Source organism: Salinibacter sp. (assembly GCF_042218895.1).
Classification (GTDB): Bacteria; Bacteroidota; Rhodothermia; order Rhodothermales; family Salinibacteraceae; genus Salinibacter.
The window spans coordinates 1-24,063 of sequence record NZ_JBDGQQ010000120.1; the positions used below are offsets into that span (position 1 = coordinate 1).

General features: G+C 65.2%; 19 protein-coding genes and 1 tRNA gene. 10 read left to right on the forward strand and 10 right to left on the reverse strand.

Annotation, left to right across the window (positions count from 1 at the left end):
- Positions 1-49: 49 nt before the first annotated feature.
- A tRNA-Arg gene (locus tag ABEL04_RS10730) sits at positions 50-115 on the reverse strand.
- A gap of 138 nt (positions 116-253) precedes the next feature.
- On the opposite strand from ABEL04_RS10730, the gene ABEL04_RS10735 reads away from it, so the two are divergent.
- Positions 254-1,258: an alpha/beta fold hydrolase gene (locus tag ABEL04_RS10735; RefSeq protein ID WP_375802389.1), complete on the forward strand. Its 1,005-nt coding sequence runs from the start codon at positions 254-256 to the stop codon at positions 1,256-1,258.
- A 234-nt stretch (positions 1,259-1,492) separates the two neighbouring features.
- Here the strand turns inward: ABEL04_RS10735 and ABEL04_RS10740 are convergent, their stop codons facing one another.
- Both ABEL04_RS10740 and ABEL04_RS10745 read right to left on the reverse strand, forming a co-directional pair.
- Positions 1,493-2,296, reverse strand: coding sequence for an SDR family oxidoreductase (locus ABEL04_RS10740; protein WP_375802390.1), 804 nt, complete (start codon positions 2,294-2,296; stop codon positions 1,493-1,495).
- Between the two features lie 276 nt (positions 2,297-2,572).
- Positions 2,573-3,346, reverse strand: a complete 774-nt coding sequence (locus ABEL04_RS10745; RefSeq protein WP_375802391.1) for an alpha/beta fold hydrolase — start codon at positions 3,344-3,346, stop codon at positions 2,573-2,575.
- A 326-nt stretch (positions 3,347-3,672) separates the two neighbouring features.
- Here ABEL04_RS10745 and ABEL04_RS10750 point away from each other — a divergent pair, with 326 nt between their 5' ends.
- The 3 genes from ABEL04_RS10750 to ABEL04_RS10760 all read left to right on the forward strand — a co-directional run bounded on the left by ABEL04_RS10750 (position 3,673) and on the right by ABEL04_RS10760 (position 8,116).
- On the forward strand, positions 3,673-4,206 hold the full coding sequence (locus tag ABEL04_RS10750; RefSeq protein ID WP_375802392.1) for an acyloxyacyl hydrolase: 534 nt from the start codon (positions 3,673-3,675) through the stop codon (positions 4,204-4,206).
- Positions 4,166-6,916, forward strand: a complete 2,751-nt coding sequence (locus tag ABEL04_RS10755) for a S9 family peptidase (RefSeq protein WP_375802393.1) — start codon at positions 4,166-4,168, stop codon at positions 6,914-6,916. Before ABEL04_RS10750 ends, ABEL04_RS10755 begins: the two co-directional genes overlap by 41 nt.
- A 399-nt stretch (positions 6,917-7,315) precedes the next feature.
- Positions 7,316-8,116, forward strand: a complete 801-nt coding sequence (locus ABEL04_RS10760) for a lysostaphin resistance A-like protein (RefSeq protein WP_375802394.1) — start codon at positions 7,316-7,318, stop codon at positions 8,114-8,116.
- 383 nt (positions 8,117-8,499) lie between these two features.
- On the opposite strand, the gene ABEL04_RS10765 is transcribed toward ABEL04_RS10760, so the two are convergent.
- Positions 8,500-9,414: a universal stress protein gene (locus tag ABEL04_RS10765; protein WP_375802395.1), complete on the reverse strand. Its 915-nt coding sequence runs from the start codon at positions 9,412-9,414 to the stop codon at positions 8,500-8,502.
- Between the two features lie 370 nt (positions 9,415-9,784).
- Between ABEL04_RS10765 and ABEL04_RS10770 the strand changes: the two genes are divergently transcribed.
- The 3 genes from ABEL04_RS10770 to ABEL04_RS10780 are packed head-to-tail and all read left to right on the forward strand — an operon-like array spanning position 9,785 to position 12,775.
- On the forward strand, positions 9,785-10,408 hold the full coding sequence (locus tag ABEL04_RS10770; protein WP_375802396.1) for a flavin reductase family protein: 624 nt from the start codon (positions 9,785-9,787) through the stop codon (positions 10,406-10,408).
- A gap of 55 nt (positions 10,409-10,463) precedes the next feature.
- The gene (locus tag ABEL04_RS10775; protein ID WP_375802397.1) at positions 10,464-11,672 is read left to right on the forward strand and encodes a M20 family metallopeptidase; all 1,209 of its coding nucleotides are present in this window, start codon (positions 10,464-10,466) and stop codon (positions 11,670-11,672) included.
- A gap of 44 nt (positions 11,673-11,716) precedes the next feature.
- Positions 11,717-12,775 (forward strand): hypothetical protein, encoded by a 1,059-nt coding sequence (locus ABEL04_RS10780; protein ID WP_375802398.1) that lies wholly within the window; start codon positions 11,717-11,719, stop codon positions 12,773-12,775.
- 52 nt (positions 12,776-12,827) lie between these two features.
- Here the strand turns inward: ABEL04_RS10780 and ABEL04_RS10785 are convergent, their stop codons facing one another.
- From ABEL04_RS10785 to pgsA, 5 genes are all read right to left on the reverse strand, one after another.
- Positions 12,828-13,061, reverse strand: a complete 234-nt coding sequence (locus tag ABEL04_RS10785; protein ID WP_375802399.1) for a universal stress protein — start codon at positions 13,059-13,061, stop codon at positions 12,828-12,830.
- A gap of 81 nt (positions 13,062-13,142) precedes the next feature.
- Entirely contained in the window at positions 13,143-14,087 is a 945-nt protein-coding gene (locus tag ABEL04_RS10790; RefSeq protein WP_375802400.1) for a universal stress protein, read from the reverse strand.
- A gap of 51 nt (positions 14,088-14,138) precedes the next feature.
- Positions 14,139-14,894, reverse strand: a complete 756-nt coding sequence (locus tag ABEL04_RS10795) for an SDR family NAD(P)-dependent oxidoreductase (RefSeq protein ID WP_375802401.1) — start codon at positions 14,892-14,894, stop codon at positions 14,139-14,141.
- A 734-nt stretch (positions 14,895-15,628) separates the two neighbouring features.
- Positions 15,629-16,324, reverse strand: coding sequence for an orotate phosphoribosyltransferase (pyrE, locus tag ABEL04_RS10800; protein ID WP_375802402.1), 696 nt, complete (start codon positions 16,322-16,324; stop codon positions 15,629-15,631).
- Between the two features lie 55 nt (positions 16,325-16,379).
- A complete protein-coding gene (pgsA, locus tag ABEL04_RS10805; protein ID WP_375802403.1) occupies positions 16,380-16,985 on the reverse strand; it encodes a CDP-diacylglycerol--glycerol-3-phosphate 3-phosphatidyltransferase in 606 nt (201 codons plus the stop codon).
- A 328-nt stretch (positions 16,986-17,313) separates the two neighbouring features.
- Between pgsA and dnaK the strand changes: the two genes are divergently transcribed.
- A complete protein-coding gene (gene dnaK / locus ABEL04_RS10810) occupies positions 17,314-19,290 on the forward strand; it encodes a molecular chaperone DnaK (protein ID WP_375802404.1) in 1,977 nt (658 codons plus the stop codon).
- Positions 19,291-19,629: 339 nt separating this feature from the next.
- On the opposite strand, the gene ABEL04_RS10815 is transcribed toward dnaK, so the two are convergent.
- A complete protein-coding gene (locus ABEL04_RS10815; protein WP_375802405.1) occupies positions 19,630-20,412 on the reverse strand; it encodes a TatD family hydrolase in 783 nt (260 codons plus the stop codon).
- A 155-nt stretch (positions 20,413-20,567) separates the two neighbouring features.
- Here ABEL04_RS10815 and ABEL04_RS10820 point away from each other — a divergent pair, with 155 nt between their 5' ends.
- A complete protein-coding gene (locus ABEL04_RS10820) occupies positions 20,568-21,908 on the forward strand; it encodes a SpoIID/LytB domain-containing protein (protein WP_375802406.1) in 1,341 nt (446 codons plus the stop codon).
- A 215-nt stretch (positions 21,909-22,123) separates the two neighbouring features.
- A partial coding sequence (locus tag ABEL04_RS10825) for a TonB-dependent receptor family protein (protein ID WP_375802407.1) occupies positions 22,124-24,063 on the forward strand: 1,940 nt, incomplete at its 3' end.

Sequence of the window (24,063 nt, forward strand, 5' to 3'; positions counted from 1 at the left end):
CCTCAATGTTAAAAGAACATGAGTATTCGGAATCCGCCGCTTGCGCGGCTCACTGCCTGGACTCGAACCAGGACTTGCGGCTTAGGAGGCCACCGCTCTATCCAGTTGAGCTACAGGGGTGTCGGGTCATCGGCGCCAGTGGTATCGCGCCCACAATGGCGTAGTTGATGCAATTGAGACGGTTCCGCTTCGAACGTCGGCACCGAATCAGCGTTCGAACTTGGCGACTCATGCCCGCCGCTCTCCTCCTCCAATGCTCGATCCCTCTTCCTCGTCCTTTCCTGGCCGCACGGCCGTTGCGACGGGAGCGACCGCAGCGGGGGCCTACGCCGGGCTGTCGGTCGCGGCGTGGACCTACCGGCAGCAACTGCCCCCTCCTTTTTCGCTCCCGCCTGCCCTCGGCCTGGACGCCCGTCCCTTAGAGGGTCCGGGCGGACGCTCGCAATACTATGTTCGGCCCGGAACCGGTCCGCCCATCGTCCTGCTCCACAGCTTTAATGCGGTGGCGTCGAGCTTCGAGATGAAGCCTATCGCGGAGCACCTGGTCGCCACCACCGAACGTCCCGTCTACGCGCTCGACTGGTTGGGCTTCGGGCGCTCGTCCCGGGGTGCGCTCAACTACACTCCCGCCCTGTACCGGCAGCAGCTGTACCACTTCCTGACCGAGACGGTCGATGCACCAGCCGACCTCGTGGCCCTGTCGCTGGGGGGCGAGTACGCAGCACAAGTGTCCCTCCAGGCCGCCCCGCTGGTTCGTCGGCTCGTTCTTCTTTCCCCCACCGGACTCTCTGAGTCTCGGGGGCCCTCCTGGCCTGGGCGCCTCGGACTGACGCTGGCGGCCCAAACCGGGATCTTTGAGCTCTTCTACTACCGACTGACGCGCCGGTCGTCGCTTCGGGACTTCTACGCCCGCCAGATTTTTCTAGATGCCGACGCCATTCCGGATGAGCTTCTCGACTACGCTGCGACCACAGCCGGTGCTCGCGGGGCACACCGTGCCCCGCTCCGCTTCGTCGACGGTACGCTCTTTCTGGACGACGTCGCGGAGTCCGTCTACGCGCGCCTGTACCGCCCTACCCTCCTTCTCACCCCTGAGGCGCCGACCTCGACGGTCCAATCGTTCGAGCACCTCCCTGCGCTGCTTGGCCGGAATGCCCGCGATCTCAGTCACGAGTCCCTGCCCGGTGGCCTCCTCCCCCACTGGGAAGCGCCAGCCCCGCTGTTCCGGGATCTAAATGCGTTCCTGAACACCGACTGAGCCTCCTCGCCCGGGCCTCGATCTGCAAAATTCCATTTAATCCTCCCGATTCACTGAATGTTGCCGGAGCAAAGGATAATCGCACACCTATACATGCGTGAGTTGTCGGAGGGTGGTGGCCATCGGTTACCACCGTCCCCTGTCCCCTACGCCCCGGACCGTTACCCTCCCCTCCCCGCCCCGCGGTCCGGGGCTTTTTTATTTTCTGTCTGATCGCCCGGGCGCGAATCTCCCTCAGAGCACGTGTTTGCTCCGTCCCCCATCGACGGGAAAAGCCGCCCCCGTAATGTATCCTGCACGCGCACTGGCCAGGAAGGCGACCATGGCGGCGAACTCATCGGGCTCCCCGATTCGAGGAAGGGCATTCTCTTCTGACCACCCTGCCTCCACCTCTGCGCGGGACTGGCCCGTTCGATCCTCAATGTCCTCGGCCAAGTCCTCGAGCCGCTGAGTGCGCGTGTATCCGGGCAAGACCGTGTTTACGGTGATGCCGGCCGGGCCCACGTCTTCAGCGAGGCTCTTGGCGTACCCCTGCACACCAGCGCGTGCGGTGTTTGAGAGCGCGAGTGTCGGAATCGGCTGTTTCGCCGACACACTCGTGACCATGATAATGCGGGCGTGGTCGTCCTCAGCCGCCGCGGTACGGAGGTGGGGAAGCGCCGCGTCGCAGAGCGCAATCGTACTCATTAGGTTGAGCTCGACGGCATCGCGGTAGTCTGCCGGGTCGAGCTCCGTCGCCGCGCCGGAGGGCGGTCCCCCAGCGTTGGTAACGAGCACGTGGAGATCCCCGAAGGCATCGATCGTCTCGTCGATGGCAGTGTTGATCTGCTCCTCGTCGGTCACGTCGCACACGAGCGGAAGGACCTCCCCCTCCGTGTCTGCCTCGATCGCAGTCGCGGCCTTCGTGATGCGGCCCTCGTCGCGCGAGCACAGAGCCACTCGACACCCTTCCTGGGCAAGCTCGCGGGCGGCGGCGCGGCCCAATCCTTTGCTGGCGCCAGCGACGAAGGCGGTGCAGTCCGTGAGTCCAAGGTCCATGGAGAGCGTGGGGCAGGTTGTGATTGGAACGTCGCGTTCCCAACCTACGACACAGCACGCGGCGTGTCGACCCCGCACGGGCACTGCGGGCTGTGCGCGTGGGCAGAGATCGAGGCGCATGTTTCCGGATTGCCCGCTGGCCCTGTCCGAGGAGCACGGAACGGCAGAGCCGGGGGACACAAAGAATCTCGGTTCCGTGGAGAGGGGCGGAGTGGCGCCCACGACACGAGCCCTGTGGCGTTGCCCCTTGCGGTATTTGCTCCTCGATCCTCCCAGTCAGCCTGCGTCGGTCAGGAAGTCCGTAACGACCTCGGCCAGAGCGTCGGGGGCGTCGGCGTGCACCCAGTGGCCCGCCTCCTCGATGGTTACGAGCTCAGCGTTGGGAAATAGACCCCGAATTTCGTCGCGGTCCTCCTCGGCAACGTATTCGGACTCGCCGCCTCGCACGAAGAGGGTCGGTCCGTCGAAGGTCGTATCGGCCGTGATGGCCGCTGTGATCTCGTCGTAGTGGGCCCGAATGGCGTCCAGGTTCATTCGCCACGTGTACTGCTCGCCGTCGTAATTGAGGTTTTTGAGGAGGAACTGGCGAATGGGCCACGAGGGAACGTCCTCAGCGAGTGCGGCGTCGATCTCGTCCCGACGCTCGTAGTCTGTGGGGTCGATGCGGGCCACCGCCTCCAGCAGCTGCGTGTGGTGGGGCGGGTACGCCTTCGGGGCCATGTCGACGACGATGAGCCGGTCGACCCGGCCGGGATGGGACAGAGCCGTCTGCATCGCAGTCTTCCCTCCCATCGAGTGGCCGAGTAGCGACGCAGGGGCCAGCTGGTGCCGATCGATAAACGACCGGAGGTCCCCGGCCATGCTGGGGTAGTCGATACGCTCCACGTGCGGGGACCGTCCGTGATTGCGCTGGTCCACCGCGTACACCCGAGCGACCGTTTGGAACGCCGTGCGGCTGAGGGTGTGCCAATTTCCGTGTCCTCCAAGAAGGCCGTGTAGGACGATCAGCGGAGGGCCCGACTCGCCATACTGGTTGTAATAGAGGTCCATGCGTGCTTGATTGGTCGGAGAAATCAATACACGGCGTAGTGCCGTCCGGCCCTTGAGCCACACTTCGACGAACCGGTATCAACGAAACGCATCTTTCCGGACGAACACAACCTGATTTCTTGGTTTTTCGCGCTCCAGCCCTTTTCGTGCTTGTCGGCGTGCTAACCTGTGGCCTCGGCCGAGCACAGTCCCCGGACGGAGAAGGCACACCTTCCTCATCCCCCCCAGACTCCTCGGCAGCCTCGACACAGGCGCCGGAGTCGATCCCATCCCCATTCGCGACGAATCTGAGCCTGTGGGGAGGGGGCTCGCTCTCTACCGGCGAAATGGTCGGCAACATCTCGAAGGCGCAGTTTGGGATGCTTGGCGTCCGTTACGGACAGCCCCTGCGGCCTCCGGACCCCGGGAAATCCCCTGAAGGCCCACTGTTGATCTATACGGCCGACCTCCTCCCCGTCGTTGTCCTCTCCATTCCCCCGAACACGATCCCAGCCCCCCTTGCCGAGCGACGAGCGCAGGACGAGGAGGACTCCGCAACCCTCGACCAAGGATTGGATGCGTACGGCATCGGGGCCCGACCGGTTGGATTTCGAATCAACTATCTGCCAACAAAGCGCGTCCAGCCTTTCATTGCGGGGAGCATGGGCTTTGTTTATTTCCTGCAGCCGGTGCCCGACGAGCGGGGCAAGCACCTGAACTTTACGTTCGACGTGGGTGCGGGCCTGCGGCTCGTACTAACGGCGCGCATGACGCTCACCGTGGGCTACCGATACCATCACCTGTCGAACGGTTTCCGTGGAAAAATCAACCCTGGCGTCGATGCAAACCTTGTCTACCTTGGCATTTCCTTTGTGCAGTGACCGGGTCGTCCTCCGCCGATCGGAGGGGACCCTGCTGGCCGCCGTCCTGCTCGGACTCGTGCTCTTGGGCGTCGGGGAGCCGTTGCCCGCCCTCGCGCAGACCTCCCCCAGGAACCCGCAGCCCATTCGGGCGGGCGACCTGTACCGGATGCAGGAGATTCAAGATGTCGCCCTCTCCCCGACCGGCCGCTTCGCCGCCTACACGGTGCGCCGCGCGGTGCCGGGCTCGCGTCGAGAGGCCGGCGCTGAGGCTGTGTACCAGACGCAGTTGATGGTGACCCCGACCAGCGGGCGATCGTCTCCTCGTCTGCTAACCCGGGGCGGGGCGGGGGCCCGCCAGCCGACCTGGCATCCCGACGGCTCCCATCTTGCGTTCGTGCGGCCCGTCGAGGGCACCCCACAGGTGTTCATTATCTCCCTGAGCGGCGGCGAGCCCTACCAGCTTACGGCGTTCCCGCATGGGGTCCAGAACCCGCAGTGGAGCCCAGACGGCGAGCACATCCTGTTCGCTAGTGCCGTCCCGAAGTCGGCCGTACAACCCTCTCAAGCAATCTCTGAATCGCGCCAGGCAGGTCGGCCTGTGCTGAGCGAGCGGCCGGGCCGGGCTCCCGGTGACCTCGTGCGTTCCCCGCCGCCCGATACCGTGGTGGTGCTCCGACACGCCCAGACGCTCGACCCCGTCGACACGCTCGACCTTGGGCCGAAGGGGCAGCTTCAACTCCAGGCCGACACCGCCCGCGCCCTGCGGACCCCCGGAGAGAATGCCGCCCGCACCCGGCTGGCTCAGCGCGTGACAGGGCGCCTCAATGTGTTTTCGCCGGACAGTCTTCGTGCGGTCCTCGACAGCCTGCGTCTCCGCCCAGACACGACTGCCCTCCCCGTCATCCCCGACACCGCCGCCACCCCGAACGGCACCCTCATTCAGGCGCGGCGGTGGCTGAACCAATCCCGCAAGGGCGGGACGGCCCTGGTGTCCACCCGTCTTGAGCTGCAACAGGGGACGCAGGGGGGCACTCCAGTCCCGAAGTACCGGCACCACTTTATCGTCGAGGTGCCCTCTCCGCTCCAGGGCAGGACGCCCGCCCGCCCCCGTCCCGAGCCGGTGACAGAGGGCTACCGCACGTACGGCCAGGCGGAGTGGCTCCCCGGAAGCGGCCAGATCGTGGTGAGCGGAACCCCGCCCTCTGATCGCCCCATCGATCGTGTGCAGCGGCGAAACCTGTACGTCGTCGACCTCAACCGCGACCGGACTCGACGCCTCCTCAAGCTCAACCGCTACACCCTAGCGGCCCCCACACTCACAGACGACGGCAGCAAGGTGGCCTTCCGGGTCAAGCCCCTTGCCTCCACTCGCAATCACCAAGCCGAGGTGGGCCTGTTCGCCATCGATGGACGCTCGGAGCCGCGCATTCTCACCTCGGAGCTGGACCGCGATGTGAGCACCTTCCGCTGGTCCCCCGAAGGCTGGTACCTCTACGCGACCGCCCCCTCGCGTGGCGGCGTTCCGTTGTACCGGTTTTCGCCGTTCACTGCCGACACGAGTGCGACGCCCTCGATGTCTCCGGACCAGGCCACCTCGCGGGATACGTTTGCCCTTGACTCGACGATGGTCCGTCCGGCGCCCCACCAGAAGATGACGGAGGTCTCTCGAGCCGTCCATGACTTCAACGTAACCGCCGCCTCCGTCGTGTACACTGCGACGGACCCGGACACCCCTTCTGCGCTCTACGCCAACACGGTCAACTTCAGCAACGAGCGACGGCTGTCCACCCACAACGCCGAGTGGCTATCCCAGCGGCGCCTCGCGACGCCCCGACGGGTCACCGTTCCCTCAGGCAGCCTCGCCGTCGACGGGTGGTTCACCCGTCCCGTCCTGGCCGCCGACTCGCTCCAGCACCCCTTGCTCGTGATGGTGCGGGGAGGCCCCCTCGGGGCGGACGGCCTCCACACGCCTGAGGCATGGTTCGAGCGACAGTACCTCGCAGCGCAGGGTTTTGCTGTGGTTGAGGCTCTCCCGCGGGGGACATCCGGCTACGGCCTCTCCGTCCGGCGGGCCAACCGCGCAAACTGGGGACCGGGGCCGGCCCAGGACGTGCTCGCCGTGGCCGACTCCGCCGCGACCCGCCCCTGGACGGACGCTTCCCGGCAGGCCCTCGCCGGGGCGTCCTACGGCGGGACCCTCACGGCCTGGCTCATCGCCCACACCGACCGCTTCGATGCGGCCGTCGCCCTGAATGGGATCTACGACCCCTCTGCGCTTTTGGGCACGGCGCCGTCGTGGCGGCTCGTGCCTCAGGAGTTCGGCGGATATCCGTGGGAGGGAGCGCCGAGCCCCCCCACCGGTTCGCCCGTCCTGTCGGCGGGCCCCCTTCCGTCGTTCGACCGCTCGCCCTCGCCGTGGATGGCCCTGCACCGCAATGCGCCAATGACGTTCGCCGACCAGATCCACACCCCGCTGCTCCTCCTTCAGGGCGGGGCCGACCGCCAGGTGCGGCCGGGGCAGAGCGAGCGCCTCTACAAACGGCTCAAGGTTTTGGGCCGCCCGGCCGAGTACGTGCGGTACCCTGGCGTGGGGCACGACGTAGCTGCGTCGGCCACCCCAACTCAGCGCCTGGACCGCCTTGTGCGGACCTACGAGTTCCTGGCTCGCTTTCTCGCTCCCCCGGCGTTGCCCGGCACACCGCGCTCGGCGGACAGCCTCGTTCCCTGAGGCGCGCTGCCACTCGTGGCGTGGATGCGATTAGACTGGGATTGTCCTCGGGGCAAGAAACCAGGGATCCACAGGGAGTCCCACTGGGGTTATGGCCTGCTGAGTCCTGCGGGGGTTCGTTGGTCTCGGGGTCCAGCGCCTCGCCATCGCCTGAATCGCCCTGTAGTTTTTCGCAATCAACCGCAGTAAGCCACGATTCCTCCGTCAGGCTCTGAAAGGCGGCTGCCCGGGTGCAGGGAGCATCGATCACCGGTCGTGATCCTCTCAGGTCGCCTCCCGGTCTGGTGGAAAACGAACATCGGATCATCGGAGGAGGAGGCATCCTCCCGACACGGGCCCTGTGTCCGAACGCCACCGACATACTGCGGTCTATCCCAAAATCCTGTATCGTCTTCCCGCATGCTCTCCTCGCTCGTGTCTCGTCTCCGTGCCGAGTGGCGGCGTCTCCGGCAGGCCCTTGCCGCGCTTGACGGGCAGACCACGTTTGTGCTCACGTTTGCGGCCGTGGTCGTCGTTCTGCAGTTTACGCTGGGGGACCGCGAGCTTTTCCGGCAGCACCTCGCTGCGGATCTGCCGCCTGCCTGGCGGGGACTGGCGGCCTGGGGCTGGTGGTTTGGGATGCAGGGCCTCTTCGGGTTTGTGGTGCCGGCCTTGACGCTGTGGGTCCTGTTCGACCTCGACCCTACGGAGATGGGACTGGGCCTCGGAGAATGGCGGATCGCGACCCTCGTGGCCGGGCTGTACCTGCCCGTGGTGGCGGTCGGCACGTGGGTCCTCTCCGACGGGGCGGCGTTTCAGCAGCAGTACCCACACTATCGTCCTGCCGTCCGGAACTGGGGGACCTTCCTGTTCTACGAAGCCCTCTTTCTGTTCTACTGGGTGGGGTGGGAGTACCTGTGGCGCGGGTTTGTGCTTTTTGGGACAGCGCCCACCTTCGGCCTCAATGCCATCTTCGTTCAGGCGCTTCCCTTCGCCGCCCTCCACGTCACGAAGCCGTGGCCGGAAGCCGTCCTTTCAATCGTGGGCGGCATCGCACTGGGCGGGCTCGTCTGGCGGTGCCGGTCGTTCTGGATCGCAGTGCCCATCCACGCGGCTCAGATGATGCTGCTCGACCTGTGGTGTACCCTGCGCGTCCGCACCGGGGTGTCTGGGGTCGACCTCGACGCTCTGGCGACAGTGCTCACTCGCCTCGGCGGATAACGGGCCCCTGCCTGCTCGCGTCTCGCCTCGTGCCACCGGGTGAAGGCCGCGCAGGGTCTCCGTTCCCTCTGTTCGTAGTCCGGACACTGGAGGAGAGCCAGCTTTCCACACCGGTCCGGTGCCGGAGCTGTGCCAACTGGGGCGATTGGGTCTTCCAGGGAGGTCTCCTCCCTGCCCGAGCAAAAGAATCGTACAGCCGGGCATTTCGGAGCTGCCCTTCCTTCGAGCCGGTCGAGGAGGGTTGGGGGGCGCGCCTTGTCGTGGTGCCTCTTGCCGCGCCCTGAAGCCCATCGAGTCCCGTCGGACCGCACCGGAAACAAACCGCGCTCCACCGAGGAATTAGCCGACGAACGATACGGCCGGGCGCCCGGGCGTGGGGGATCTCACGACCCAGTCGACTCCTTCTCTTCGGAGACCAGGGACGAGCCGAAGGATTTGACGGTGAGCACCGGGCACGGAGCCCGCCGAATCACTTTCTCGGCGACGCTCCCCATGAGGACCCGGTCGAGCCCGGTTCGCCCATGGGTGGCGATGGTGAGAAAGTCGACGTCGAGTTCGTCGGTGGCGTCGATCACTTCCTCGGCCGGATGCCCGCATCGGACTTCGACACTGACCTCCAGGTCGTGCGCGCGCAGGTCGCTGGCCTCCGTTTCCAGCATCGTTCTCGTCCGATTAGTGAGTTCAACGGGCTTGGGCATTCCGGAGGACAGCCCGTAGACATCCGGGACGCCCGCGAGCTCTACTGCGTGAAGGAGCGTCACCGCCATCCCGTACATGAGCGCCATCTCACGGGCGTGGGCCAGAAGGCGGGGCCGATGCTCCGAAAAATCGACCGGCACCATCAGATCTCCGCCCCTCAGTGCCTCGGGGGGCTTCGCGCCTCGGCCCACTGTCATTACCGGACACGGCGCGTGCCGCACTACCTCCTCCGACACGCTGCCCAGTACGGCTCGGCGAATGCCCCGGCGGCCGTGCGTCCCGATCACAACGAGATGCACGTCGTGCTCCACGGCGTACTGGAGAATGCCACCAGCCGCAGAGGGATGAACCACCTTCTGTTCCCGCACGCGGGGCTCAACTGCGAGAGTTGTTTCTTCAGCGTGGGACGCGTGGAGGTCGGCCAGAATGTCGGACTCGTGGATGTCGATCGTGTCGGTGAGTTCGACCTCTCGCTCCTCGACCTGAGTTACGTGCACAACCGCGTCGAAGTGATCGGCAAGGTGAAAGGCGTGGCGCCGCGCGTGCTCGGCGCATTCGGAGCCATCGGTAGCGAAGAGAATGCGGTCGAGATGAAGCATGAAACCGGACGCCTGATGAAGAGGAATTGGTGAGAATTGTCGCCTACAGGCACTCCCGCGCGGTTTAGTTCTCTGCGGCCTGTTCAGTCACATCTCGTCTCTATGCCGCGCGCTCTCGAAGGCCTGCACCTGTGAGCACCGGCGAATGGTCAAGGGCAGCCCGTCTCGAACACCGTGATTCGAAGATAGGTCTCCGCGGCACGACCCTCTGTCCGGTCTCTTTCCACAGGAACCGCAGGACTTCTCGTTCCGGCGGATAGGGAAATTCCCCACATGGACGTTGGGACGAGCGAGGTACAATCTGTATTGGTTGTTCGCGAGATTAGATGAAGAGTCACCTGGCTCTTCTCCCTCACAAGCCGGTTTCACAATGGAGTCTCTAAAGGACCCCGACGTTTTGAGCCTCGACCCAGAGACGCCGTTCTGGGAACGCGTCTACATGGTCTCGCCCCTCGTGGTGGTTGGCACCCGCAACGAGGACGGGGAGACGTATAACCTGGCCCCCAAGCACATGGCCGCTCCGATGGGCTGGGCGGACTATTTTGGGTTCGTCTGCACCCCGCGCCACAAAACCTACCGCAACGCCGTGCGCACTGGCGTCTATACGGTGAGCTATCCCAAGCCGTCCCAGGTCGTGCTGGCCAGCCTGGCGGCCTCGCCACGCACAGGGCCCCCTGAGGGGCCGCGTCGGAAGCCGACGCTCGACAGTCTGCCCATGCTGGAGGCGAAAGAGGTGGACGGGGTGTTTCTCGAAGATGCGTACTTGTTTCTGGAGTGTGAGCTCGAACGGCGCGTCGACGACCTCGGGGAGAATAGCCTCCTCATCGGCAGGGTACAGGCCGTTCACGTCCACAAAGACGCCGTTCGGGTGTCGGAAAAGGAGGACGAGGCGGTGATCCGGGATGCCCCGCTTCTGGCCTACCTCCCCCCCGACCGCTACGCAACCATCGACGAGACGAACGCCTTCCCCTTCCCGGCCGGCTTCGAAAAGTAAGCAGCCCCTCTCTCCCGGAGCGCTGCCTCGGCCCTCCCACGATCCGACCAGTTCCATGGAGGCTTCTCTCCAGTCCGGACGGGCTCGCGCTGTCCGTGCCTACCTTCAACACCACCGGGACCAGATGCTGGCCGTCCTGGAGGCGCTAGTGCGGGCCGAATCGCCGACCGACGTGCCCGAGGCGCAGGCGGAGGTGCAGGCGAAGCTGTCCCGCCTGCTGCGTACCCTGGGCTATCAGCTGACCTACTGCCCGGCGCAGGAGACCGGCGGGCACCTGTACGCCCGCCCGAACGACCGGCCGAGGGGCCGTCCCGTCCAGCTCCTCGTCGGCCACTGCGACACGGTGTGGCCCCTCGGCACCCTCCAGGAGATGCCTTTCGAGGTGGAGGACAATGTGGTGCGCGGGCCCGGCGTGTTCGACATGAAAGGCGGGCTGGTCCAGATGCTCTTTGCCCTCGCGGCACTGCGAGGCGTTGGGGTCGAGCTCAGCGTCGTCCCTCTCCTCTTTATCAATTCCGACGAGGAGCAGGGCAGCCCCACCTCTCGGCGTCATCTCCGGCGGCTCGCGGGGTGTGCGAACCGGGCGTTCGTGCTGGAGCCGGCCCTTGGGCTCGACGGGAAGCTCAAGACGGCCCGGAAGGGCGGCGGACGGTTCATCGTCCGGATTGAGGGCCAAAGTGCCCACGCCGGGCTCGATCCAGAGGGCGGGTCGAGCGCCATCCTGGAGCTCTCGCACGTGGTGCAGCGCCTCCATGAGCTGAACGACCCTGAGGCTGGCATTTCGGTCAACGTGGGCACGATCGGCGGGGGCACGCACCCCAACGTGGTGGCTAAGACGGGACGGGCGGAGGTCGACGTTCGCGTTGCGACCCGCGAGCAGGCCCGAGAGATCGAGCGGGCCCTCCGCGATCTCGAACCGACGACCCCTGGAACTGTCCTCACCGTCGAGGGCTCGTTCGGCCGCATGCCGATGGAGCCAACGCCAGCTTCGCGCCGGTTGTGGGACCGGGCTCAGCACGCCGCGGATCTCCTTGGCGTGACGCTGGAGGAAGGCCGCTCCGGCGGCGTCTCCGACGCCAACACGGTCAGCCAGTACGCGCCTACGCTCGACGGGCTCGGCGCGGTCGGCGACGGGGCCCACGCCGAGCACGAGTTCTGCTACCTCGACAAAATGGTGGAGCGGAGTGCTCTGCTCGCCCTCCTTCTCGCCGGGCCGCCCCTTCCCGAGGACGCGGCCCACTCTGTTCCCTCGGCGTTCTCGTGACGTCTTCTACGCTTGTTCCCTGCATCAGATTTCTGCTCCGACCCATGTCCACGTCCCCGATCTATGACCGCTGCACCTTCGGCTCGGTCGCCCGCATTACCGACCTCAGCACCAAATCTTTCACCATCGAGACCCGTCCGCCTGCCGAGTGGCACACGGGCGATTACGTGGTCGGGGTTGTGACCGACACGTCCGGCTACCGCACCATCGAGCTGCCGACGGGCCGGGACATGGAGGTGGCCGAGGGAGATGCCGTCGTGGGGGCCTTCGGCACTCGGGAAGCCACCCTGGAGATCACCGGTTCCTGGCGCGACATCGGGCAGGAGGGCGGGATGCACGCCCTGACCCGGGCCGGCCTCTTCGGCCGGGCCACCTCGCGGTCGACCCTGGTGCAGCGCCCCCTGGAGCTCCAGTATTACGGACACGTCTGCCGGAACGGCGAAACCGTCACCATGCAGGACGCCGCCCCCTCTGTTGACGCACAACCCTTCACGACCCCGACGGTTCTCTTCGTTGGCACCTCGATGTCGGCGGGCAAGACCACAGCTGCCCGCATCGTGACCCGACGGCTGAAACGGATGGGCCTGGACGTGCTCGGGGCCAAGGTGTGCGGGGCCGGGCGCTACCGCGACGTGCTCTCGATTCAGGACGCCGGGGCGGATTGGGGACTCGACTTCGTAGACGTGGGCCTGCCCTCCACGGCAGTGCCTCCGGAGGACTACCGGCGGGCCGTCCGGCAGTTGCTCGCCCAGATGGCCCGTCCCCCGGCCGACGTGGCCGTCGTTGAAATTGGGGCCTCTCCGCTCGAGCCGTACAACGGCTCCATCGCGGTCGAGGAATTGCAGGATGCCCTCGCCATGACGGTCCTCTGCGTCTCCGACCCGTACGCCGTCCCCGGGGTCGACACGGCCTTCGACCGGCTCGCCCCCGACCTCGTGACGGGCATCCCGACCAACACCGACGCAGGCGTAGCGCTGCTCAGCCAGCTCACCGACCTCCCCGCCTTCAACATCCGGGACAACGACACCTACGACCGCCTCGACGCCATGCTACGCGATCGGCTCAACCTTGGCCCCAGCGCAACATCGACCGTCAATCCATGAGCCGATAAATCATCTCGGAACTGCCGAAAACGAGGACCTTCCACGGCGTCCATCAGTCTACCTCCGGGAAGGACCGGGCAGAAATCACCGGTCCTGGGGCCCGCCGAAGCACCCCTTCGCCGGGCAGAGGGGAGGGGTTCCCTTTCACGAACGGGCCGAGGCAGATCTCTTGAACATGAGCCAGGTGAAGGGCGGCCCCGATCCGCTCGACGAGGTCGACCCCGTAGGCGAGGGCGCGTTCCGAGGACGAAGAGAAGTCGTGTGCGAGAAGCAGGGTGCGAATCATCGAATTGCAAAGGCGTCGGAGGTCAGGATTTGAATAGAGGCCGCGGGGACGTAAAGACCTCCGCCCGGACGGGGAATTTCTTTACTCGTGTGTCGCGGCAGTCTCGGCCGGCGTGGACGACACGAGCGACTTCCGATCCGGCTTCACGACGAACACGGGCATCGGGGCGCGTCGGAGCACCCGTTCCGCCACGCTCCCAAGCAGCACCCGATCGAGGCCAGTGCGGCCGTGCGTAGCGATGACGACGAGGTCCACGTCGTTCTCCTCCGTGTAGTCGAGAATCTCGCTCGCCGGATTCCCAGCGCGGGCCTCAATCATGACGTGCTCGTATCCAATTGTTTCCCGCGCCAGGTCGGCGAGCTGCGCCTCCACGTTGTCGATGACCTCTCCGGTGGGAAAGGACACCGGTTCGAAGCCGTAGGCTGCAGGGTAGACCGGTTCGTGTACGACGTGGAGCAGGTCGATCTCCGCGCCGTAGGTCATGGCAATTTCTTTGGCGTGTCGGACGGCCGTGTCGGAGGCCTCGGAGAAGTCGACGGGGACAAGCACGCGACGTATGGCCTCGCTCGGGGCCCGGTCTGCATCCGCCCGTACGGTCAGCGCGGGGCAGGGCGCCTTGCGCACCACCTCTTCCGTGACGCTCCCGAACAGCATGCGGTCGACCCCGCGCCGGCCGTGGGTGCCCATCACAGTCAGGTCGATGGCCTCCTCCTCGGTGTAATTGAGAATGGCCTCGGCCGGCGCAGCCGACTCGACTTGCTCTTGTGCGATGGGCAGTGCCGAGAGGTCCGGCTCATTCGGCCCCGGCCCCGACTCGGCAGATCGGCGAAGCCATTCGGTGAGCGTGTCCTGGGAGACCGGGAAGCGCTCGCGGTCCTCCTCGTAGTCGTGTTGGTAGCGCCCTGTCACGTTTAGGATGTGGAGCTCCGCGTCGTGCCAGTCGGCTAGGTAGGCGGCCTGTGGAAAGGCACGGGCCGCCCCCTCCGAGAAGTCGGTAGGAAAGAGAATACGTTCGATCGAAAGCATGGTCAGTGGGCTGGGATTGTGAAGGAGATGGCGATGAGGAGGAAAGAGGGGCTACTGGGCCGTAAATCCGCCGTCGAGCACAAGCTCCGAGCCGGTCATGAATTTCGACTCGTCGGAGGCGAGGTACATCACGGCGTACGCCACGTCGTCCGGCTCGCCCATGTGCCCGATTGGGTGCATGGCTTCGAGCTCTTCTTTCGAGGCGTCTTGCGCCTCCGCCCCGTAGTCGGCCATCTGCGTGTCGATGTAGGCCGGGTGGATGGAGTTGACGCGCACCCCGGCCTCGGCCAACTCGATGGCCGCATCTTTCGTCATCGTCCGCACCGCCCCCTTGCTCGCCCCGTAGCAGGCATGTCCGGCCACGCCGACGAGGCCCGCGACGGAGGAGACGTTGATGACCGAGCCTGTGCCCTGCTCCCGCATGAGCGGGGTGCAGTGCTTCATCCCGAGAAAAACTCCCGTCACGTTCACGTCCATGAGCTGACGCCAGTCCTCGACCGTCTCCTCCTCAATTGGGGTGATGCGGTAGATGCCGGCGTTGTTCACCAGAATGTCCGGGGCCCCGAAGGTCCCCTGCACCTCCGCCACCACTCGCTCCCAGTCCGCTTCCGAGGCGACGTCGTGCTCAAGGAAGGCGGCCTCGTGTCCGGCCTCATCAACACTCGCGGCCGTTTCCCGACCGGCCTCCTCGTCGACGTCGGTAATCGCTACGCGGGCACCTTCTGCGGCGAGCATCTTGGCCGTGGCCCGCCCAATGCCTCTCGCTCCCCCCGTGACGATAGCAACCTTTCCCTGTACGCGTCCCATGAGATGTGTCTTTTTTGGAGGAGTGATGCGTCAATCTCTTGCCGGGTGGCCCTGCCCCTTCCCATTGGAGCAGGCAAAACGTGGAAGTTCGGCTTTTCCTCGCTCATCAAATTGAGGGGCTCCCCTCTCCGTCTTTCCACGGCATCGCCCCATGCCAGCGTGGGGCACTCTGCGTGTTCGATGTGGGGAATTCCTGCACTCTCCGACGGTCCGTCCGTCTCCGTTTTGGGTTTCGAGGAGACGCCCCACAGTCCGCGAATCGAGAAGCGTACGCCGCAGCCGCTGATGGGGCGATGGGGGATCATTATCGGCGTCTCCAGGTCACGACACGGACGGCCTGTGGCTCCTTCGGTGCCGGGTCCCGCCGCGCGTCAGGACAGGAAAGATGCCATTGAGGACATCCAGGGAGAGGATCCAAAGGCAGGAGGGAAAGCCCGACCGTCACCGGTCGTGGCCACGGCCCACCGTGCCAGCAGGAAGGTTTTGCCCCGGATTTGGCGATCTGATCGAAGACGAAAAACTTGTCTCCCAGATTAGCCAGGGGTCGGCACAGAGTTGCGATGTGTGTCCCGGCAGGATTTACGGTTTGAGCACCGCCTCAGAGCAGGCACAAACGACATTGGGCTTCCCCTCCCAGAACGCAGGGCGCCAGTTACCACCGCCCTGTCTGTTCTCCCTGTGCACCTCGGCACCCCCTTCGCCCCCTGTCCGCTCGGACGATCACGTCTTCTGCGCTACCCTGCGCCGTCATGCTCGTCCGACCACGCTGTTGGATCCTCCCGCCAGGCTTTAAGAATCGAGAAATCCTCCTCCGAAAACGCCCGGTGGCGGCGGGCCGTCTCCAGGAGCACGTGGAAGTCCGTGAGCGCGTGACACGGCACCTCAGCGTCCCGAAAGGCCGCCGTGGCCACGTCGAGCTGGTAGGTAAAAATCGTCAGGACGGCCCGGACGGTGGCTCCAGTTTCCTGTACCGCCGACACTGCCCCCAACGCCGACGCACCCGTTGAGACAAGGTCCTCCACGATAATCACGGCGTCGTCGGCATTCAGTCGCGTCCCCTCAATCCGTCGCCCCTGCCCGTGCTCTTTGGCCGAGGAGCGCACGTACGCCATGGGCGCTTCTAACTGCTCGGCCAGCCAGGCGGCGTGCGGGATGCCGGCCGTGGCCGTGCCCGCGATGGTGAGGGACCCCGAAGTGGAATCCCGAATGATGTCCGCAAACCCCTCCGCGATGACACGACGGATCCGGGGATGGGCGAGGGTTCGCCGGTTGTCGCAGTAGATGGGGGCGACCCGTCCCGAAGACCACGTGAATGGATCGTGCGGGCGAAGAGAAACGGCTTCGATGTTCAGGAGGGCTCTCGCGAGGGACCGGGCTCGGTCGAGGTCTTCGACTGAGATCGGGGCGGAGCGGGAGGACGCATCAGCCATGGGGCCGCGTTGGGATATGCAGGACGAGTGTCGGGCTCTCCAAACGGCAGGTGCTTCACTCGACGTCGAGCTTCTCCTCCACCGGCGCGATCACGTAGAGTGCTCCCGTGGCCAGCGTAAACCCGACAACAGCCGCCAGCGCGAGTCCTGGCAGGGCGCTCTCGTACAAAATCCACTGTGCCCCCTGCCGGAACGGCGGCGACAGGTGCGTGGCCGCCCGGAGGAGAAGGAGTCCGAATAGGAACGCAATCTGAACCATCGTTTTCGCCTTCGCCACCTGATAGGTGTGCAGCGTCCGGCCATGGGCCTCGGCCCAGGAGCGCAGGGCCGTGACGACGATATCCCGGAGGGCAATGGCAGTTACCGCCCACCACGGCACGAGCTCAGGCGCTTGCAGGGCGAGCGTGGTGAAGGTCCCAAGGATCAGAATCTTATCGGCAAGAGGATCCAAGTACTGTCCCAGACGCGACCGGACCCCAAGTCGTCGGGCCAGCACTCCGTCGTAGTAGTCGGACAGCGACGCCAGCACAAATAAGAAGACAGCACTCATCTGGCCGGCCTGGCTCTCAACCGTCAGCAGGAGAAGCAACAGCGGCGTCGCCAGTATGCGACCGACTGTCAGGAGATTTGGAATGTATCGGAGACCAGTAGACGTGTACATACACGAAATATAATAAGCACAAATCACCAGGATTCTCCAGCGCCAAAACAAAGTTGGCAGAATTTGCATGGGGCCCTGTTGGAGCCCCTCATTTCCTGCTCTCAGGTCTGTAAAGTTTTCAGTCCAGCCCAGGGTGGCACGTCACACATGACGTGGCGTCGGATCGACTGATGAGCTCCCCCCTTCAGGTCTGTCATTGTGACGGGATCGCTCCGGGCAACCGGAAGCGGCATTGTTCTTGAGCGATGTGCTAGTGGCGACGTGGAGACAAAACGCACTCGACACGCCTTCGACATCGAACTGACTTGAATCAACACAACACGAAACCATGGGTGAGATCATTGGCATTGACCTCGGCACGACGAACTCCGTCGTGGCGGTGATGGAGGGGGACGACCCCGAAGTCATCGAAAACGCAGAAGGCTCGCGCACGACCCCGTCCGTCGTGGCTTACAAGGACGATGGTGAGCGCCTCGTAGGGGCTCCCGCGAAGCGCCAGGCCATTACGAATCCGGAGAACACCGTGGCCTCGATCAAGCGGTTTATGGGCCGCTTCTACGACGAGGTCGGGGATGAGATTGAGGAAGTCCCGTACGAGATCGTTCGGGGCGACAACGACACTGCCCGCGTCCAAATTGGCGACCGGCAGTACACGCCTCAGGAGATCTCGGCCATGGTGCTGCAAAAGCTGAAGCAGACGGCCGAGGACTACCTGGGTCAGGAGGTCACCGACGCGGTGATTACCGTGCCGGCGTACTTCAACGACGCGCAACGGAAGGCCACCAAGGAGGCCGGAGAGATCGCAGGCTTGAACGTAGAGCGCATTATCAACGAGCCGACCGCGGCGTCCCTCGCCTACGGGCTCGACGATGAGAGCAACCAGGTGGTGGCCGTGTATGACCTTGGCGGCGGCACCTTCGACATCTCCATCCTCGAGCTCGGCGATGGCGTCTTTGAGGTGGACGCTACGTACGGCGATACGCACCTCGGGGGCGACAACTTCGACAAGCGGCTCATCGACCACATCGCCGATGAGTTCCAGCAGGACACGGGCATCGACCTCCGCGAGGACCCGATGGCCCTTCAGCGCTTGAAGGAGGCCGCCGAGGACGCGAAGGTGGAGCTGTCGAGCGCCAAGACGACGACGATCAACCTGCCGTTCATCACGGCTACGGACGAGGGCCCGCAGCACCTGAACATGGATATCAATCGGGCCACGTTCGAGAACCTGATCGGCGACCTGGTCGACAAGACCGTGCCCCAGATGGAGAAGGCCCTCGACGATGCGGGCCACACGAAGAGCGACGTCGACGAGGTCATCCTGGTCGGTGGCTCGACGCGCGTGCCCCTCGTGCAGGAGACGGTCGAGGACTTCTTCGGCCAGTCGGCCAACAAGTCCGTGAACCCGGACGAGGTCGTGGCTCTTGGCGCGGCCATTCAGGGCGGTGTGCTCAGCGGTGATGTCGACGACGTCCTGCTGCTGGACGTGACGCCGCTGAACCTCGGCATCGAGACGCTCGGCGGCGTGATGACCACCCTGATCGAGGAAAACACGACGATCCCGACGAAGGAAAGCGAGGTCTTCTCCACCGCCGCCGACAATCAGACCTCTGTCGAGGTGCACGTCCTGCAGGGCGACCGTGAGATGGCCAAGGACAACCGGACGCTCGGCAAGTTCCATCTGGACGGCATTCCGCCGGCCCCGCGGGGCACACCGAAGATCGAGGTTACCTTCGACATCAACGCGGACGGGATCCTGAACGTGTCGGCCGTGGATAAGGACACCGGCAAGGAGCAGTCGATCCGCGTGGAAGCGTCCAGCGGCCTTACCGAGGAAGAGATCGAGAAGATGAAGGAGGAGGCCGAGAAGCATGCCGAGGAAGACGAGCGGCGCAAGGAGCGCGCCGAGACGATCAACGAGGCGAACTCCATGGCCTACTCCGTGGAGCAGGGCCTTGAGGAGTACGGCGATAAGCTCCCCGACGACAAGCGCGCGGACCTTGAGGACGCCCTTGAGGACCTCAACGACGAGCTCGAGACCGCCAGCGCCGACGAAGACATCAGTGCGCTGGAGAACGCGCTCGAGGAGCTGAACTCGGCATGGTCGGCCGCCGGCCAAGAGATCCGCGATGCCCAACAGCAGCAGGCCCAGCAGGGTGCCGCGGCGGGTGGTCCCGCTGGTGCCGGCGCCGGCGCGGGCGCCGCTGCAGGAGCCTCCGGAGGCGACGGTGCCGCCGAGGCCTCCGAGGACGAGGACGTCCACGACGCGGACTACGAGGTCGTCGACGAAGGCGAAGAGGAGTAACCACTCCTGGCTTTCTGCGTCGCCCCATCGGTTCCCCGGCCGTCGCGCCAGGTACCGATGGCTTCCTTCCCCTGCCCCGGTCGGGACGCCCGACCGGGGCATTCGTTATTCGGGATGGAAACCCAACGGTGAGCCAGCGGGCACTACTCGCCGTTTCGTGTGTCCGGCACGGCAGATTCTTTCCAGGTCGCTCTTGCAGGTCTGCGCTGCTGGCAGGCCGAACGGTCCTCCCGGCCCATAGGCGTGAGCGTGGGGCGTCTGTGCTCAGCACGCCCAACCTCGGGGGCACGCTCGGCGATGGCTTCTCAGCCTTGGCACCTCGGGGTTCCTTCCCCCTTTTCAATCGTCGAGTTCGTAGATCTTGCGGGCGTTCTCGGTCGTGATGCGCTCCACCTCTTGAATCGGTTGCTCCTTCACACGGGCCAACGTGTCGGCCACGTGGCGCACGTAGGCCGGCTCGTTGCGCTCCCCACGGTTGGGCTCCGGCGCCAGGTACGGACTGTCGGTCTCGACGACAATGCGGTCGAGCGGCACCTTGTTCACGTGCTCGTCCACGTCGCTGTTAGAGAAGGTCATGATGCCCCCTACCCCCACGTAGAAGCCCAGACTCCAGGCACGTTCGGCCACCTCAGGAGGGTCCACGTAGCAGTGGAGGATGCCCCGCAGTCGCTGCGGCGCGTCGGTGCGTTCATGCTCCTCTTCTAGAATGTTGAGGATGTCGTCGGTCGCCTCGCGGTTGTGGATGACGAGGGGAAGATCGGCCTCGATGGCGAGGCGGATGTGGCGACGGAAAAAGGACTGCTGCCGGTCATCGAAGGAGCGGTCCCAGTAGTAGTCGAGGCCGCTTTCCCCGACCGCCACGACGCTCGGGTGTGAGCACCACTCCACGACGGCCTCGAAGTCCTCGTCGGTCGCCTCCTCCGTTTCGGACGGATGGAGCGCGGCCATGGCGTAGAGCCCGTCGTGATGTTCGCACAGGTCGATCGCCTTCCGAATGGAGGCGATGTCGATGGCCGGCATGACGATGGTTTCGATGCCTGCCTCCCGGGCGCGGCGCAGGGTCGCCTCCCGGTCCTCATCGAATTGGTCGAGGTAGAGATGAGCGTGGGTGTCGACGAGCATGATCAGGGGGTGCGGACGTGTCGGGAGCGAGGCGAGTGCAGCCTCCGCCGTGGAACGTCGGCGGGAACGAGGCCCCCGCCCTCAATCGTAGGAGCAGCGAATCGGGCTAAGGAGGACTGCAAGTTGGAAGATCAGTCGGAGCCCCCAAACTGTAAATGCGTTGGATCGATTTTCACTGGACGCTCCAGGAGGCCCTCTGGCGGACTGGAGGCGGAAGGGAGCTCGTTGTCGGGGTTCTCCTCGCAAGTCTTACGCTTGGGGTGCGCGCCCAGCAGCCCACGTCTCAGGGCTCCACCCGGGTCGAGGTGCGCCTCTACCACCGGACGTCCGTTGAATCGGCGACCCTGACGCCCAAACGAGGAGGATTCGCAGTGCGTCTCCCCAGCGGTGGCGCCCCGGTCCTCCGCATCCGCACTGGGGAAACGGTGACGCTGGGGCGCCGCCAGAGCGATGTTTACGTGCGTCGGGGCGACTCGGCGCTGTACGCGCACTCGCTTCGGCTCGCCCCGACCCGTGGGGCAACGTGGACACTGGCGCCGGGCACCAGGTCAGCCCGCGCATATACCGGAGGACTTGCTCTTGCGCCGGACTCGGCCGGGGAGGCGCTTCAGATCGTAAATCACGCGCCGCTCGACGACTACGTGGCCAGTGTCGTAGCCAGCGAGTACGGGTTCGAGGATCGAGAAGGGGCAAAAGCGATGGCGGTCGCGGCTCGGACCTATGCCCTCTACTCCAGTACACACCCTGAAACCAGCTACGAACAGGTCGACGGAACCGCTTCTCAGGTGTATCGGGGCACCGATGCCATCACCGAGACTGCCCGCCGTGCCACCCGCCAGACCCGCGGCCAAGTTCTAACCTACGAGGGGGCTCCCATTCAGGCCGTGTACTTTTCATCGAGCGGGGGCCATACGGCAGACAACGAAGACGTGTGGACCGACAGTGATCCCCTTCCCTACCTGCGCGGGAAGAAGGACCCGTATGACCGGGCGTCGCCCCACCACCGGTGGACGGCCCGGATCAACCGTAGGGCCCTTCTCCGGACGCTGACCCTGCACCAGAATGCCTCCGTCGAGGGAATCCTGCTCGGGGACCGCATTTCAGGACGACGGCTCGCCACCATTGAGCTTCTCCACTCCGACGGGCCCGAGACCGCGATCGAGGCGAGCACGTTCCGCCGCGTGGCAAACGAGGGCGTGGAGGGCACTCCTGTGAAGAGCACGTGGTTTGACGCCCGGCGGGAGGGCTCGGAATACGTGTTTGAGGGACGGGGGTATGGCCACGGGGTCGGTCTCAGCCAGTGGGGCGCCCACGCGATGGCCCAGCAGGGGAAAAGCTACCGCGAGATCTTATCTTTCTACTACACTGGGGTCGAGGTCGAGCAGCGCAGCGATCTTTCGCTCCCTTCCTCACGCCCGCCGCTGGCCAACGAGGCGACCGTGAGCCTCCCCGACTCTACACAGCGCGATACCACGTCGGGCCGGATCGGGTGGTAGCAAGTCCCGCCGAAAGCCTACCGCTGCAGATGATCCCTGCCTGAGACTTTTGCGGAGATCTCCTCCGCCCCTCGCCGTGGAAACTGTGCAAGCCGTCCCTGGGGAGCCGGGCGATCCCCGCTCCCATCCGCCGAGTTCTCCCACCTGTCAAAATGGCTCGGCCCCCTCGGAGTACCACGATCCGCTTCGGTTGCAGACCATTCTCTGTTTGTTGCATGAGTGCCGCATTCTCCCTGATGACATCGCACGCTAGGCTTCCTCTTTTCCTGGTGTTTCTTTCTGTGCTCGTTCTCGGAACGGATACGCCAACCGCGGCTGGGCAGTCGCCCCCCGACACGTCCATTGCCATGGAAGTTGAAATGGCCCCCGTAGAGGTGACCGCCACCCCATTCCGCATTGCCACCGAGGCCGCCTCGTTTGCCGCCTCGGTGCGTACCCGCAGCGACGCGGCCCTCAATAGCACCCCATCCCTCTCGCTGGAGCAAATCACAGCGGGGCTGCCCGGCCTCTCGGTACAGAGCCGCACTCACTTTGCGTTGGGGGACCGCATCACAATCCGTGGCTTCGGATGGCGCGCGCAATTCGGCGTGCGCGGAATCCAGATGCTTCTCAACGGAATTCCCCTTACGGTGGCCGACGGCCAGTCGGTCGTGCACATCGTCGACCCCTCGTTCGTGCGGTCTGTAGAGGTCATTCGCGGTCCCGCATCCACCTTTTGGGGCAACGCGAGCGGGGGCGTCCTTTCGCTCTCCACCCAGCCGTCCCCAGACGCCGAGCACACAGTACGCCTGAAGCAGACTGTCGGCTCGTACGGCCTATCGAAGACGGACGTACAGGTCACGCCCAACCTCGGCCCCCATCAGCTGAGCGTCTACTCGTCGTATCTCGCCCAGGACGGCTACCGCCAGCACAGCGACACGCGCCTCCTCCGCTCCGGCTTTACGAGCGACTTCAGGCTCGGGCCCGACCGGGGCCTCCGTGTGGTCGGGGCCCTTCAGCACATGCCCCAGGCCAACTCGCCCGGATCGCTCAGCCGACAGCCCGCCCAGAACGATCCCAAGCAGGCGCGCCCAACCATCCTCAACTTCGATGTAGGAAAGGATGTGACGCAGGGCCAGCTCGGCGCCACGTACTACGACGACGCGGGCTTCGGCACGCTAAACGCCACTGCGTACGGCATCGTCCGCGACTTGCAGAACCCCATTCCGTTCAGCGTTATTGACTTAAATCGGAAGGCGGGAGGCGTACGCTTCACCCTAGAAGATCGGACCTCCGCGGTGCAGTGGGGCGTGGGCGTCGAGGGCAAGTTGCAGCGGGATGATCGGAAGGAATTTAAAAGTGACGGCGGGGTCCCCGATCGAGACAGCGTGCTCATCAATCAATTCGAGACGGTATCCAACGCCGGGGCCTTCGGACGCTTGGCCTTGCCTCTCGGACGGCTAAAACTGAGTGCCGGCCTGCGCGCCGACTGGATCGAGTTTGAGGCCAATGATCGGACATCCGCCAACGACGACGGCACACAGACCTTCCGCTCGCTGAGCCCGTCGGTCGGCCTCTCGTACGATTTGGGAACGGGCCGTCTTTTCGCCAACCTGAGCACGGGACTGGAGACCCCTACGACCACCGAACTTAGTAATCGGCCCGACGGGCAGGGCGGCTTTAACGACCTGAACGCCGAGGACATTCTCGGGATCGAGGGCGGCGCGACAGGCACCTGGAGCGCCCAGCGCCTCTCATACGACCTGACGGTATTCTACCAGGACATCGAAAACGTCCTCGTGCCGTTTCAGAAGAAAGACTTCGGCCCGACGTACTACCGGAACCAGGGTGCGGCCCGAAATTTGGGAGTGGAGAGCTCGATTCGATGGCGCCCCTCCGGTCCGCTGTCCGCCCGGGCCAGCTACTCGTACGTGGACGCCGAGTTCACGGCGGGCACCATCGCGGGCCCAGACACGACGACGAGCCTCGACGGCAACCAGCTCCCCGGCGTGCCCACCCACCGGCTCGGGGCCACGGTACAGTTCCAAGCGGAGCCCGTTCGCTCCTTGGTGACGGTGCAGCACGTGGGCGAGCAGTATGGGGACAGTAAAAACACCGCCACAATCGACGACTACACCACGGTCGACCTGCGGCTGAGCCACTCCGGCCTCCCCCT